The 14,407-nt window shown below is 65.8% G+C and carries 11 protein-coding genes and 1 pseudogene; 6 read left to right on the forward strand and 6 right to left on the reverse strand.

Features of this window, described 5'->3' with window-relative positions; all coding sequences use genetic code 11:
* Positions 1-951 precede the first annotated feature (951 nt).
* From AB0L58_RS12820 to AB0L58_RS12835, 4 genes are all read left to right on the forward strand, one after another.
* Positions 952-1,884 (forward strand): hypothetical protein, encoded by a 933-nt coding sequence (locus tag AB0L58_RS12820; RefSeq protein WP_364385749.1) that lies wholly within the window; start codon positions 952-954, stop codon positions 1,882-1,884.
* Between the two features lie 172 nt (positions 1,885-2,056).
* On the forward strand, positions 2,057-4,339 hold the full coding sequence (locus AB0L58_RS12825) for a glycosyl hydrolase family 65 protein (RefSeq protein ID WP_364385752.1): 2,283 nt from the start codon (positions 2,057-2,059) through the stop codon (positions 4,337-4,339).
* 121 nt (positions 4,340-4,460) lie between these two features.
* Positions 4,461-5,375 carry an SDR family NAD(P)-dependent oxidoreductase gene (locus AB0L58_RS12830; RefSeq protein ID WP_364385755.1) on the forward strand — a complete coding sequence of 305 codons (915 nt, stop codon included), beginning with the start codon at positions 4,461-4,463 and terminating at the stop codon, positions 5,373-5,375.
* A 199-nt stretch (positions 5,376-5,574) separates the two neighbouring features.
* Positions 5,575-6,981, forward strand: a complete 1,407-nt coding sequence (locus tag AB0L58_RS12835; protein ID WP_364385758.1) for a selenium-binding protein SBP56-related protein — start codon at positions 5,575-5,577, stop codon at positions 6,979-6,981.
* A 102-nt stretch (positions 6,982-7,083) separates the two neighbouring features.
* On the opposite strand, the gene AB0L58_RS12840 is transcribed toward AB0L58_RS12835, so the two are convergent.
* Entirely contained in the window at positions 7,084-7,467 is a 384-nt protein-coding gene (locus tag AB0L58_RS12840) for a hypothetical protein (RefSeq protein ID WP_364385761.1), read from the reverse strand.
* Between the two features lie 302 nt (positions 7,468-7,769).
* Positions 7,770-9,041: an SGNH/GDSL hydrolase family protein gene (locus AB0L58_RS12845; RefSeq protein WP_364385764.1), complete on the reverse strand. Its 1,272-nt coding sequence runs from the start codon at positions 9,039-9,041 to the stop codon at positions 7,770-7,772.
* A 244-nt stretch (positions 9,042-9,285) separates the two neighbouring features.
* On the opposite strand from AB0L58_RS12845, the gene AB0L58_RS12850 reads away from it, so the two are divergent.
* A complete protein-coding gene (locus AB0L58_RS12850) occupies positions 9,286-9,552 on the forward strand; it encodes a hypothetical protein (RefSeq protein ID WP_364385767.1) in 267 nt (88 codons plus the stop codon).
* A gap of 44 nt (positions 9,553-9,596) precedes the next feature.
* Here AB0L58_RS12850 and AB0L58_RS12855 read toward each other — a convergent pair whose 3' ends face one another.
* From AB0L58_RS12855 to AB0L58_RS12865, 3 genes are all read right to left on the reverse strand, one after another.
* Positions 9,597-10,016 carry a tautomerase family protein gene (locus AB0L58_RS12855; RefSeq protein WP_364385770.1) on the reverse strand — a complete coding sequence of 140 codons (420 nt, stop codon included), beginning with the start codon at positions 10,014-10,016 and terminating at the stop codon, positions 9,597-9,599.
* 28 nt (positions 10,017-10,044) lie between these two features.
* A complete protein-coding gene (locus AB0L58_RS12860) occupies positions 10,045-10,746 on the reverse strand; it encodes an SDR family oxidoreductase (protein WP_364385773.1) in 702 nt (233 codons plus the stop codon).
* A 213-nt stretch (positions 10,747-10,959) separates the two neighbouring features.
* Positions 10,960-11,394, reverse strand: a complete 435-nt coding sequence (locus AB0L58_RS12865) for a hypothetical protein (protein ID WP_364385777.1) — start codon at positions 11,392-11,394, stop codon at positions 10,960-10,962.
* A 207-nt stretch (positions 11,395-11,601) separates the two neighbouring features.
* Here AB0L58_RS12865 and AB0L58_RS12870 point away from each other — a divergent pair, with 207 nt between their 5' ends.
* Positions 11,602-12,651 (forward strand): endonuclease/exonuclease/phosphatase family protein, encoded by a 1,050-nt coding sequence (locus AB0L58_RS12870; RefSeq protein ID WP_364385780.1) that lies wholly within the window; start codon positions 11,602-11,604, stop codon positions 12,649-12,651.
* A gap of 177 nt (positions 12,652-12,828) precedes the next feature.
* On the opposite strand, the pseudogene AB0L58_RS12875 reads toward AB0L58_RS12870, so the two are convergent.
* Positions 12,829-14,407, reverse strand: a pseudogene (locus AB0L58_RS12875) (hypothetical protein); the annotation flags it as partial.

Here is a 14,407-nt window from a genome sequence, read left to right on the forward strand (position 1 = left end):
CCTGCAGCCGGCACGCCACCACCAGTGATCCCACGTCGAGTCTTGCGCCATCAGAGTTGGTCTCCGTTCGTGCCGGGTGCGAGTGCCGGCAGGTTCCCGAGGTCTGCGAGTTGCCGGAATCAATGGCCGCGGCCGGTTGGGCGACCCTCTCTTATCCGATGCCCGGGAGGTCGCGAAGCCCACGATCCGGAGTCTGTGTCGATCGGCGAGTTCGTTGGCAGCCGACAGGCCCGCCGTATCGGTCGGCCCCGGGACGTATGATCCGCGTTTCTTCTTGCGGGCCTCGGCTTTTCGTTTCGGCCGGCTGGGCTTCGCAGCGCGGCCTGGCGGTGGTGCGAAAGTCCGTCCCGGTGGCGTGCCCGCGGGTCTCCCGGTGGCTGCCGGGATCGCCGGTCCGGGGTGGTATCGCCGTGGCGGCGGGCGGTTTTTGCCCACGGTGGTCGGGAACTGGCGGTACCGCTGCGGTATTCGCGTTGTCTTCGGTCGAGGTGTCCGCATCAGGCGGCGACGAGTCCCGGGGTGTGCTCGAATCCGGGGATGCGGGCTGATCCGCGCGAGTGGGACCGCCGGTGCGGGGTCTACCCCACGGCTCCAGCTCGGACGGGGACAGCTAGTAGATCGGTGGTCGCGGCCATCGGCTGGCGCAGCCACGCCCCCGCGCGTCGGCGCGGATGTTTGAGGTAAGTTTCATATGGAATGCGCTGGGGGAGAAGCAGTTACGACGGGGGGTGTGGAGCAGCGAGCGGTGCTGGTCGATGGCCGGGCTGTGGCCGCGAAACTCGACGGCTGGCTATTCTGCGAGCCCATTGGGGTGGCCGCGTGGATTGATGTGAACCCCGGCCGCTCTGGCACATCACCCGGCAATCAGATCCGGCTGGACCCCGATCGAATACGAAACCAACAGCCATACAACCGATTCCGATGCGATTAGGAAGAAGTCGCAGTCTCGTCATGACCGAATCCGTTACCGCCGCTTTCGCCGCCCGCCGCGATGTGGTCGGGCAACTGCGCGAGCAGGCTGTCGCTGCCTTCTACGACCCGCCCGTTGAACACTCTGCGGCCGAGGCCGCCGCGCGCGTGTGGCGCCTCGCCGGTGAGCTCACCGGCGGAGACCTCCTCGCCCAGTGCCAGATCTACCGTGCCGCGCTGGTCTGGGGGATACGGCAGGTGCCCGCCGACATCGGCGAGATTCTCTCCAGCGCGCCCGCCGCGCCGTTGCGTGACACGGTCGCTGCGCTCGTCATCGCCGAGGCCTGCGTCGTTACCCAACCGTCCGACGCCGAGCAGTGGATCCTGGCCCGCGACCAGGCCCGTGTTCTCGCTGTGGACCCCGATGCCTCGGCCGGATTCGCCGGTGAGGCATTGTTGTTCGGCGCGCTGGCACACGCGCGCCGACGTGCACTGGCCGAGGGGGCCTTCCCGCGCCACTGCGCACTCGTGTTGTGGCTCGCCGCAGCGATCTACCGCAGTCGCGACGCACGCTGGACGGCGACGGAGCTGGGGTCGGGCAACGGATGGATCTTGACCGACCGCAACGACCGCGTCGAGGGCCCCGGCAGGTGCACCTACCACTTCGATCTGACCGGCGCGCAAGAATACGTGCTCACCGAGCGGCACGCCACCTGCCGGCGGGTGCTGGCGTCGCGAATCGCGGCGGGGCAGAACCTCGCGCCGGTCACCGGCGCGTACCTGCGGTATCTGATCGCGGTCGACACCGACACCCACACCGGGATCTTTTTCGTGCCAGGGGAATTCACCGAAGTCGAGTACAAGGCGTGTGCCTTCGAAGCCCTCGGGACCAATCTGGAGCCGACGCTGCATGTGCACTCCGACTGCCAGGTGTTCCACGCCGCGGACGTGGTGTGGCATCAGCTGGCTCCCTGAGGACGACTGCTTCTAGAGGGACAGTGCGACAGCAGGTTTCCGGGGAGATCGGATTGGGCCTGCACGTGCAGTTCCATGGTTGCTGCGGTGCGCGTACCCGAGTAGCCGGGGCGTGGTGCGGGCGCCGTGTCGTTGCGATCGGCCCAGCGCGACCGCTGCTACTGTCGGCCCGATGCGACTCGTGTCGAGTATCGGTGCGGTGCTATTGACCTGTGCGTTTGTGCCGCTACCCGGATTGTCCACGGTAGCGACCGCGCAGGGCGGGCAGGCGGTCGCAGACGACTGGTCGGCGGTCTCCGAGACATTCGAACCCGAGAACTTCCGCGCTGCGCCGTATCTGGGCAACGGGCGCATCGGCACGATGATCCCGCCGAGCGGCGGCGGATATCAGGACTACGGCGTCTCGGTGCGCACCTCGTTCCCCTTGGTGGAACCGCGCTACACCGGAACGTATCTCGCGGGCTTCTATGCCATGAAGTCCATGTCGTGGAACAACACCGAGGCGATCGCTGCGCTCCCCGCGTGGTCGAGCCTGACCGTCGACGTCGCGGGCCGAACCTACCAGGCCGACGTCGACCCGGCCACGATCACGCGCTATCGGCAGCGCCTGAACTATCGCGATGCCACCGTCACCACCGAAGCAACCTGGACGCCCGACGCGGAACACCGGCTGGATCTGACCTACCGGACCTTCGTGTCACGGGCACAGCAGAACCTCGCGGTCCAGCAGCTCACTGTCATTCCACACTTCTCGGGGCCGCTCACGGTCACCGACCTGATCGACGGAGCGGCCGCGCGGCGGGTCACTCCGACGACGGCGGCCTCCGATCCGAACCGGGGGCAGACCACGGTCGGCGTGCGCGCCGACGGCACCGACGGCACCGCCTTCCTGGTATCCACGGTCACCACGCCGGATGAGCTGGGTGGTGCCGCGCTACCTGCGAACGGGTCGACGGCTGGAACACGATTCACCGGCACCGTCGTGGCGGGCCGCGATTACACGGTCACCAAGTACGTGGGAATCGCCTCTGGCGCGGACGGCGCGGACCCGCGCGCGATTGCCACCGATGTCTCCGAATCCAGCGCGGCGCGTGGTTTCGCCGCCGCGCACGCCGACCACGCAGCAGAGTGGGATCGCTTGTGGCAGCCCGCTATCGAGACCCCCGGTCGCGACGACTATCGGGACTGGATCCGGCCCGCACTGTATTCGGTGCTGTCCAGCGTCCGGGCCGGACAGCGGTGGTCCGTGCAGCCCGCCGGGTTGTCCTCCGACGACTATGGCGGCCTGACCTACTGGGACGCCGAGACCTGGATCTTCCCCACCCTGCTCGCGCTCTATCCCGAATTGGCCCGCACCGTGGTCGATTTCCGCGTCGCGGCGCTACCGCAAGCGGAGGCGAACGCGCGCGCCTACGGGCTGACCGGCGCATTATTCCCCTGGAACGACGGACCGGCACAGCGATGTGCGTCGCCTTGGGTGTGCGGACTGGTCCAGGAACATTTGGGGAACGAGATCGCGCTCGCGCAATGGCAGTACTATTCGGCCACCGGCGACGAGCAATGGCTGCGTGACAGCGGCGCGCCGGTGATCACGGCTATCGCGAACTACCAGGCAGCCCGGGTCGGCCCGAAGCTGCCCGACGGTCGCTACCACTACGCGCCTGCGGCAGGCGCCGACGAATACGTTTCGGTTTCGGTGGACAACGCACTCACCAATGCCGGAGTGATGGCGACGATGCGCAACGCGATGTCGGCCGCCCGGCTGGCCGGACTGCCGCTGAACCCACAGTGGGCCGATATCGCCGACCATATGGCGATGCCGCCGGACATCGTGCCAGGGGTGCCCGCCGAGTATCTCGGGTACCAAGGGGCGAAGATCAAGCAGGCCGACACGGTGCTGATCAGTTACCCGTACTCCTATGCGGCACCGGGCTATTCGCCCGAGGCGACACTGGCGTACTACTACGACCGCACCGACCCCGACGGTCCCAACATGAGCAACAGCGTCGGCGCGATCCTCAGCGCGCAGTACGATCCCTGCCGCACTCAGCAGTTCCTGGATCAATCGGTGCAGCCGTATGTCCGACCGCCGTATGGGTTCCAGTCCGAGGCGCGTGGCGAACGGTCGGGTGAAAACACGGTCGGTCAACCGGCGTGGATCTTCGTCACGGGTGCGAGCGGATTCCTGCAAGGTTTGCTGTACGGACCGAGCGGGCTGCGGTGGGCCGAGACGGGCCCCTGGCTGGACCCGATGCTGCCCAGTGGGTTTCCCGAGGGGATAACGGTGCGGGAGCTAGCGGTACGCGATAGCAGGGTGACCGTGCGCATCCGACCGGAAGGCACGACCGTCGACGTCACTTCGGGTGGTCCGGTCACCGTCGAGACGCCCGCCGGCCCAGCGACCGTCCGTCCGGAAGCACCGCTGACCCTGCCGACCAGGAGTGCCTGTCCCTGACCTGGAAGAGTTGCCGCACCTTGCGTAACTGCTCCGGGAGCGCAACCGTGTGAGTATGAGTCTCACCCTCTGCCGGCTCGTCGGGTGAACGGGCTGACCGACCGAATCCTTGGGAGGAAATATGGCGAACAGGTGGACGGAGCAAGACATACCGGATCAGAAGGGCCGAGTTGCCGTCGTCACCGGCGCCAACAGCGGACTCGGGTTCGAGGCCGCTCGGGCACTCGCGGCACACGGCGCGTCGGTGGTGTTGGCGGTGCGGGATGTGGACAAGGGTAAACATGCCGCGGGCCGTATCGCCGGTGCTGTCCCAGGCGCGGACACCACCGTCCAACAGCTCGATCTGACCTCGCTGGAATCTGTGCGCAATGCCGCCGACCAGCTCAGGTCCGCACATTCCACTATCGATCTGTTGATCAACAACGCCGGCGTGATGTACCCGCCGAGGCAGACCACCAGCGACGGGTTCGAGCTGCAATTCGGCACGAACCATTTGGGACACTTCGCGCTCACCGGCCTGTTGCTCGACAGGATGTTGCCGGTACCGGGTTCGCGGGTGGTCACGGTCAGCAGCGTCGGCCATCGTATCCAGGCGCGGATCAACTTCGACGATCTCCAGGGGGAGCGGTCCTACAACAGGGTTGCGGCGTACGGCCAGTCCAAGCTGGCGAATCTAATGTTCACCTACGAACTGCAGCGTCGCCTGTCCGGCACCGGCAACACGATCGCGGTCGCGGCTCACCCGGGTGCCGCCAACACCGACTTGATGCGCAACCTGCCGACCGCGCTGCGCGCGCTCGTGCCGATCCTTGCGCCCATCGTCTCGCAGAGCCCAGCGATGGGCGCTTTGCCGATACTCCGCGCGGCCACCGATCCCGCCGTGCGCGGCGGTCAGTACTACGGACCGGGTGGATTCCTGGAGACCCGCGGCTACCCGAAAATCGTCGAATCGAGTGGACAATCGCATGACACAACGATTCAGCGACGCTTGTGGACGGTCTCGGAGGAATTGACCGGAGTCACGTTCCCCGTCTGACCGTAGCGGTCGACCGCTGCTGGTACGCACGCTGCCGCCACGGCGGTCGTAGCTGGTGGATCTACGTCGAAAGGTCGAGACTGGTTATTGCCATGCCCGTGCTGTTACGGCACGCGACCGTACGGGTCGCGAGCCGTTGGAATTGCCCGATCGGGCGAGGTGTGTGGGTCTTCGTCTATCGAGATGAAGGAGGCTGGAAATGAATCACTCGGACTTGGACCCGACCTTCTATCGGAACGCAGCGGAGGCAGCGGCCGCGCCACCGGAGCGGCTGGCCTATGTTGTTGCGTTCGACGGCCGGGCGCAGAAACCGGATGCGCTGTCAGTCATCGATGTGGATCCGGTCTCGACCACCTACGGCCGGGTGGTGGGCTGGACCGAGGTACCCCATCTGGGCAATGAGCTGCACCATTTCGGCTGGAACGCCTGCAGCAGCGCGCTGAAACACGAGGGCCACGACCTTGCGGGGCTGGCTCGGCGGTACCTGATCGTGCCGGGTCTGCGTTCGTCGCGCCTGTACGTGTTCGATACCCAGCCCGACCCACGCCAGCCCACGCTGTCCAAGATTGTGGACAGCTCCGAACTCGCGGCCAAGGCCGGCTATTCCCGTCCACACACGCTGCACTGCGGGCCGGACGGTGTGTTCATGACCTGCCTTGGTGGGGCAGACGGATCGGACGGGCCGGGCGGGATCGCGCTGCTCGATCACGGTACGTTCGATGTGCTGCGGCAATGGGAGACCGACCGTGGGCCACAATATTTCGCGTACGACGCCTGGTGGCATCTCAACCAGAACACGCTGATCAGCAGCGAGTGGGGCACCCCGTCGATGATCGAGGACGGGCTGCAGCCGGAGCTGCTGCTGGCCGACAAGTACGGCCACGCGATCCACTTCTGGGACCTCACCGCCGGTCGGCACCAGCAGCGGATCGATCTGGGCGAGCAGTACCAGATGCCACTCGAGCTGCGCCCTTCGCACGATCCGGACGCCGCGTGGGGGTTCGTCGGGGTGGTGATCTCGACCGAGGATTTGTCGGGCTCGGTGTGGCGTTGGCACCGCGATGGTGGCGTGTGGGCGGTCGAGAAGGTGATCACCATTCCGGCCGAGCCGGCTGATCCGGACCTGCTGCCGCCGGCGCTGAAACCGTTCGGCGCGGTGCCACCGCTGGTCACCGACATCGACCTGTCGGTCGACGACGCATACCTCTACGTCTCGTGCTGGGGGACCGGGGAGCTCCAGCAGTTCGACGTGCGCGATCCGGCCAACCCGAAAAAGACAGGTGCGGTCCGGCTCGGCGGGATCGTGGGCCGCACCGCCCACCCGGCCGCGCCGAACCAGCCACTTGCCGGCGGCCCCCAGATGGTCGAGATCAGCCGCAACGGTCGTCGGGTCTACCTCACCAACTCGCTCTACAGTGCGTGGGACGACCAGTTCTACCCGGACGGGGTCGGCGCCTGGATGGCCGTGATAGATACCGATCCCGACGGCGGAATGACCATCGAGGAGGCATTCTTCCCGCACGACGAGGAGTTTCGAGGTCTGCGGGTGCACCAGGTGCGTCTCCAGGGCGGCGACGCATCCTCCGACTCCTACTGCTACCGGTAGTCGGGTCGAGCGGGGCGCGCTGTCAGTCGGTTGCACTCCACTCGGCGGTACTACCCGATGCGGAGATCTGATCAGCCCGAAACCGTATGGCCGCAGCGTGTGTCAGGGCGTGTCCAGCACAGTTGCCGGGACGCCGTAGGGCAGGAACCGCACGCGACGGTGTTGATCGGTATTGTCGCGATGCGCACGCAAGGCTTCGAGCTCGCTCGGAAAAACCTGCTCGACCCTGGCCTCGCCGGCGTTGTCGATGCTGTAGATGACCCACACCCCACTGCCGGTCTCGCCGGTCGTCGCGCCCTCCGGCTTCGGCGGCCGCGTCGGCTCCGGCTGAACGAATTGACCGAGCAGCGACGCCAGCGTACTCACGTTTGCGCGATCGATGTACTCGCCGGCCTTTCCGAGGAGGTCGCGGAATTCGATCCCCACCTCCCGCAACGCGCGTTCGAATTCTTCCGGATCGATCCCGAAAGGCCTGTCGGCTGCCATCACATTGCTCCTGGAGACGAATTCGGCGCTACGTTTTCAGTGTCCTCGCGCAACCGCGACTTCGCCACGCCTGGCAATCATGATGGCCTGACGTGGCGACTCGTTCGTGCGCGGAAGCATCGGGAGCCTTTTCGCGCGGCGGCGGGGTCGCGGCTAGCCGATGTGCGGCGGCAGCTGTCGATCGTCGTGCTCGACGCCGAGTTCGTGATGCGGAGTGCGGCGGAGTTCGCTGTAGCCGGGTTACCGGTCCGCACCACGGTGCGGCAATCCGTCGACACGTCGCGCGCGCAGCCCGCAACGCATCACAAGTTGTCGATATCGACTGCCGTGGCCATGGCCTGGTACCCCGCGTCGTTCGGGTGTAGGTGGTCGCCGCTGTCGTAGATCGGAGCGATCTTCTCCGTGTCGACCGGATCGGCGATCGCCGTGGCGAAATCCGCGACTCCGTCGAAGGCACCGGAATTGCGGATCCAATCGTTGATTGCGTGGCGCTTTGCTGCCGACCGGGTGGAGTAGTGGTCCGAGTCACCGAACGGCAGCATCGTCGCGCCGACGACCTTGATGCCGCGTTCATGAGCCTTCTTGATCAGCGCACGGTATCCGGCGATGATCTGATCCGGGGAGACGTCCGCGCCGGGTTTGTAAGTTGGCTGATCGGTCTCACTGAACCCGATGTCGTTGACGCCTTCGAGGATGATCACGCTGCGCACTCCTGGTTTGTCGAGGGCATCGCGCTCGAACCGAGTAGCGGCACGGTCGCCGTACCAGGCGGAATCGTTGAGCACCAGGTTCCCGCCGATGCCCTCGTTCAGCACGGCGCGCTGCTTGCCGACGACCGCCAGCCGGTCGGCGAGTGCGTCCGTATAGCGGCGGTTGGCACCTGCGGTCGAGGCGAAACCATCGGTGATCGAGTCGCCGAAAGCCACGACGGTGTCTCGCCGGACCGAACCATCCGAGACTTCGACATCGGTCAGGTAATACCAGGATTTCGTATGCTCGCCGAAAGCTGTCGCGCCCGCATCGGTCACGTGATCTCCGGCCGCGCGGTATGTGTCGGTCCACGCCTGTGAGTGGAAGGTGGCAGGTCCGGTGGTGCCTGCGAAATAGAGAGTCACCGTCACCGACTCGAGCGGCGCTACTCGCAATTCCGCTGCGTCACTTGCTACTTCTGCACCGGCAGGAATAACGACGTGCTCGGATGAGTCGAATGTCAACGGCCGCAGTGTATCCGGCCGGGTCGCCGCACCGTCGGCGGCAAGGGCGATGGTCGCGCCGGTCAGTTCGAGTGGGCTCGCGCCGAACCGGTTGGATAAGCGGATCCTCGCGTTGTCGCCACCGTTGGTGACCCGCACGACCTGGCGGATGGTCTGTCCGGAGAATCCCTGTTCAGACCAGTTCGGGCCGAATCCGGCTGATGGGCGCTGCATCGCCGCCGACCAGGCCGCCGACCATGACCGCTCCGTACCGTTCGATGCCACGCCGCTGTGGTCGGCATCGCATGCCGACAGAGTCGCCGCCGCCACGGCCGCGACGGCTGCCAGCACCCCGCCAACGCTCAGTGACTTCTTCACCATCTCGATCCCTCAACTTCGTGATTGGTCGCAAATCCGAAAACCTCGCCGGACTAACGGGTCCAGAGTGCCATTAAGATAGGACGACGGTAGCAGAAGGATGCGACTAATGGAACCATGATCCCATTTAATGCTGATGTCCTGCGCGGCTGGCGAATGTGGTGAATCAGCGTGCGGCCAGCTGAGTTCGGCTCCGACCGGGACACCGGCCTTCATCCACGACCTATCTGCCGAGCAGGTCTCGAACGTGAACGGCGACGGTGGTCACGTGCGCATCCAGGTGTTGACCAACACCGGCGCGCTCGACCGTGACAAGCAACTGGCCGTCGTACGGCAGCTGGCCGATCTCGTGGCGAAGGCCGCCGGTGATCCGTCGCTGGCTGAACGTACCTGGGTGCTGCTGACCGAGGCGGTCCCCGGCGGGTGGGGGTTGGCCGGGCACGCGAACACCAATGAGGAACTGGTCACCGCCGCCCGCGCCCAGCTGGCCGAGATCGCCGCCGGCAACGCGTGACGTCGGCTGTCAGGAGCTTGTGCGCGTACGCGATTTCACGTCGGTCAGTAGGGAATGGGTTTGTTCGTCTCGGCCCAGCCGCGCTCGATATCGCTGCCGGGCGGGGGTGGGAACAGTCCCGCGATCATCCAGGTGTCCCGGGGCACCTCGTTGATATTGAACTCGACATGCAGCCCGCGATCGTGGGTGTACGGGGCCATGAGGGCGTGCAGGCGCTCGGTCATGCGTTTGCGCAGATCGGGGTCGTCGACCTGGCGTGCCAGATGGTCGATGGTGATTCGCACCGAAGGGATCGCTACGCCGCCGACGTAGCAGGAATCGGCCGGAACCTCGTGGAAGAGCGCGACCGCGTAGAACTCCGGCAGCCCGAAGCGCGCGTAGTAGGCGGTGATGTCCTTGGCGAAGTTCTGTTTGTCCGCGGCCGTGAAGGTGTCGGCGGGGTGATAGATGTGCCACAGCGGCATGATGAATTCCTTTCGACGAGTCTGATTTTCAGCGACCGAGCGGCAGCGCGAGGCCCTCGACCGGCCCGGACAACGCGGCCTTCACCTGTCTGGTGAACTCATCCACGAGCACCTCGGACGCTCCCTGCTCCAGCCCGTCGGCGACCGCCGTGGCGACCTCGGCCGGGCCGATCTTCGGCACCGCGAGGGCCTTCACCATGTCGGTGTCGGCGAATCCGAGATGCACACCGACTACCTGTGTGCCCTGCTCCGCCAATTCGATCCGCAGCGAATTGGTGATCGACCACAGCGCGGCCTTGGACGCCCCGTACGCCGCCGCCCCCGAACTCCAGGACAGCACCGAGTGGATATCCACCAGCGCCCCACCACCGTTCGCCGCGAGGACCGGTGCGAATGCCCGCGCGATCCGCAGCGGCCCGAAGACATTCGTCTCGAACGTCTCCACCACATCCGCCATCTCGGTCCGCAACAGCGGGCCCGGCCGCAGCACGCCCGCGTTGTTCACCACGATGCTCACATCGCCGGCCCGCTCCGCCACCGCGGCGATCGAATCCGGGTCGGTCACCTCCAGTTCGAGCGGTACGACCCGCGGATCGTCGCTGACTTCCGGCTTGCGTGCGGTCACGTACACCTTGGTCGCGCCCCGGTCCAGGAACTCCTGTGCGAACGCGCGGCCCAGCCCGCGCTGCCCGCCCGTCACCAGCGCGACCGTGCCCTCGATTGTCGTCATGTCTACCTTCCTGATTCCCTCTTGCAGCTATCTGACTATATAAAACTATAGCCAACTAGGTGGTGGCAGGTCGAGTGAAGCTTTCGCCACGCCCCGTCGCTCGGTCCGTTGGAGTGGCACGAACGCCCGGATGGCCGCGTGGCGTGCGGTTCGAAACGGCCGATGACAGTTGGCGGTCAACTCTGGAATTGGGAATAGGCGGACACGAACAAGCTAGGGGTTCCCGTAGTCGGGGAAGAGGTCGGTCATTTCGTCGATGACCTCCTGCGGCGAGGTCGGTTCGGCGACGGCTCGGTCGAATGCCTCGATGTAGGAACGCGATTGTGCGAGTTGCCGTTCGGCGTCGTCGTCGGGCGCGCCGGGGTCCCGGTGGCCGGCGATGATCGTGGCGGAGTCCAGGTCGGTGATCTTGTCGATGGTCGCCAGCCACGTCCGCCGGCTGTCGGGAGTCGAGTTCCACAACCACATATGGGCGAGGCGGCGGTCTTCGTCGACTGTCATGAGAGCGCCGACCAGGATGGCGTCGCGCGCACCGGAGATCAGCGTGGCGGTCGACCCGGGCCACGTGGCGGCGGTGTCGGGATCCCATCCCGGTGCACCGTCGATGGGCAGGTATCCAGTATTGAAGACATCGATCGCGACAGACATGGAACTAGCTTTCGCTCGCAATGGGGGCAATCGGTGGCTTGGACCACCTGAAAGCCGGATCAAGCTCGAGTATCCGAAGTCGGTTCTGGACGCTCCATCACCTGAATGTGTGACCCCATCGATCGCCGTGCGGCCTCGTCCGCAACAACACGCTGGAGCAACATTGCTCGCAATCGTTGGTATTTCGATGGCGGCCATGATGGGTTGATGACGCGAATCGATGATCACTCGAGGTCGGCAGGCGGAGCGGTCGCGGCCGGTGCGGTGGTGTCAGCTGCTGTCGCACCCGCGGCGCGAGAGATCCGGGTGCTCGCATTGAACACGTGGCACAGCGGCAGCAAAGTCGCCGATGGAATTCAGCTGATCACCGATCTCATCATCTCGACACAGGCGTCGATCGTGCTGCTTTCGGAGGCGACCGAAGCGACCACGGCTGTCGCGGCCGAACTGCGGCGGCGGGGGCACGAGTTCCATGCCGTCCCCTCGCGCGACACGGGAATTCTGTCGATGTTTCCGGTCGAGGACAGCGCCGATCTGCGATGGATGGTCAAGGCGCGGTTGCGCATCGACGGAAAGCGCCTCACCGTCTACTCCGCGCATCTCGAGTATCGCTGGTATGCGTCCAACCTGCCCCGAGGATACGGCCCCGGGGCCCCGGCGCCGGGCGAGTTCGCCGAGCACGAGTGGAACAAGCTGCCGGAGGGCCCGGTGATCGACCCTGCCGTGATCGAGCGCGTCAACGCGGCCTCGGGCCGCTGCGAGGTCATCAGCGACTTTCTCGCCGACACGAAAGCCGAGATCGCCGACGGGGCTTCGGTGATCATAGGTGGCGATCTGAACGAGCCGTCCCTGCTGGATTGGACGCCCGCCACAGCGAACTTGTTCGACCACAACGGTGTGGTGTTGGCGTGGGAGACCACTCGACGACTGCAACAAGCCGGTTTCATCGATGCCTACCGATCGATGTACCCGGACCCGGCCACCCACCCCGGACTCACGTGGCCCTCGGACAACATCGATGTGGATGTCGCCGAGCTCGCCTGGGCTCCCGAGGCCGACGAACGCGATCGCGTCGACTACATCTTCGCCCGCGGTGCCGCGCTGCGCCTGTCTGCCGTCGGCATCATCGGCCCGCGTGGGTCCATCATGCGCGGTACCCGACTCCAAGAATCAACCCAGGACAATTTCCTCGACTCGCCAGCGCAGTGGGGCAGCGACCACAAAGGCATCTTCGCGACATACCAACTCGGCGACTGACAGACAGGATGGGGTGCGCGCCTGCGCCCTGCGCGCTATCCGGTGGTGCCCTCTCGAATCCGGCTTGTTCGACCCGGTCCTCGGGCTGGAGAGGATTGCTCGGTCTCGGGTCGAACGGCCGGGAAGCGCCGTGGGCTTTCAAGCGTGCGGGCGCTTCCCGGTATTTCGTGGTCAGGGTCAGAGATCCATGAGATCGGTTGCGAGACTGGTCAATTCGTGCTTGTAGGTCGCGACGAGTCCGACCAGTGAGTCGGCTTGGGCTTCCTGCGCCTTGACCATGGATTCGAGCACCGCCACCCTACGGCGAAGTTTCGCGATGATCCTCGCCTGATCGGTGATGATCTCTTGATGATCGCTGATTCTCGCCGCTGCGACCTCACCGGCAGAAGCCGCCTTCTCGGTGGCCAGGACGACTGAACTCGAATAAGTCACCAGATCCTCTGCCGCTACCGCCATCAACTCCACTTCCTCTTCGGACCCGAGGGCTGTCTCGCCGTCGGTCGCCGCCGCATCTTCGGCAACGTCACTCTCGGTGGGACTGCCCTCTTCCGCAGCCGCTTGCTCGATCTCTGTAGTGGTTTCACCCTCGGCGACCGCAGTACCTTCCACAACCGAGACCTCCGCCTCGAGCACCGGTTCGGCCTCCGGCTCTGCCGCCTCCGCGATCACAGGCACTTGCTCGGCTGCCGCTTGTGCTGCGACGGGCAATGCCACCACGGTGGCCAGGGTCACGCCCTCTTCTGCAGCTACCTCGATATCACCCGGTTCGGCCGCCGTCTGGTCCGCACTGGGCGCCTCGCTTTCGGCAGCTACCACCTCATCGGCAGCTATTGTGTCTTCCTCGGCCGCGTCCACATCGACCGGCACCGATTCCGCTGTGACTTCGGTATCGGCTGCCGGCTCACCTTCGATTACCACCTGCTCTTGGTCAACCGCTTCGACGGACTCGGTGCCCTCGGCAACGGGTTGCGCCGCAGCTGCTTCCGCGACCGTCTCGCTGTCTATCAGTGCCTCGCCTTCGGCGGCCACCTCCGCTTCGGCGACCTGCCCGCCTTCGGTCTCCGCCTCCTCGGTAATGGCTGGTTCAGCCTCGGCGACCACCGAATCGCGGTCCGCTGCTGCGGCGACGTCCACCTCGGCAGATATTTCGGTCCCGACGTCCGCACTGCCTTCTGCCACCGCCTCCGCACCCGAGGCACTGGCAGTCTCGGCCTCAGCCATCGTCACCCCGCCCGCACCGGTGTCGGCGTCTGAGATCTCGACTGCGGCTCCCGATTCGGCCTGCGGCACTTCGTCTTCGGCCATTGTTTCGGCTTCGGTCTCCGTGGCCACCGCGTCGTCTTCGGCCACCAACGCTACGGCTTCGGCAGCAACGCCAGGTTGAGCCTCGGCGGCAATTTCGTCTTCGGCGGTCGCCGTGTCCGTTTCCTCGGCTGTGTCGACACTCTCGGCTTCGGCCACGGCTGTCGGGTCGGTTTGCGGCACTTCGTCTTCGGTGGCAGTGTCGGCCTCGGTCGCAGCAACGGTGGCTGTCTGTTCCACCGACTCCGCATCGTCGGCCAATGCTTCAGCGTCGGGTTGGGCCTCGGCGGCTTCGCAATCGCCACCAACTTCCTCTTCGGTGGCCGCGTCCTCGGTTGCCTCGGCCGCGTCGGCGGCGTCGGCTTCGTCGGTCTCGACTATTGCCTCGGCTTGTGGCACTTCATCTTCGGCAGCGGGGTCGCCTTCGGCGGCAACCGCAACTTCGATGACCGCG

Source organism: Nocardia sp. NPDC052112 (genome assembly GCF_040680135.1).
Lineage (GTDB): Bacteria > Actinomycetota > Actinomycetes > Mycobacteriales > Mycobacteriaceae > Nocardia.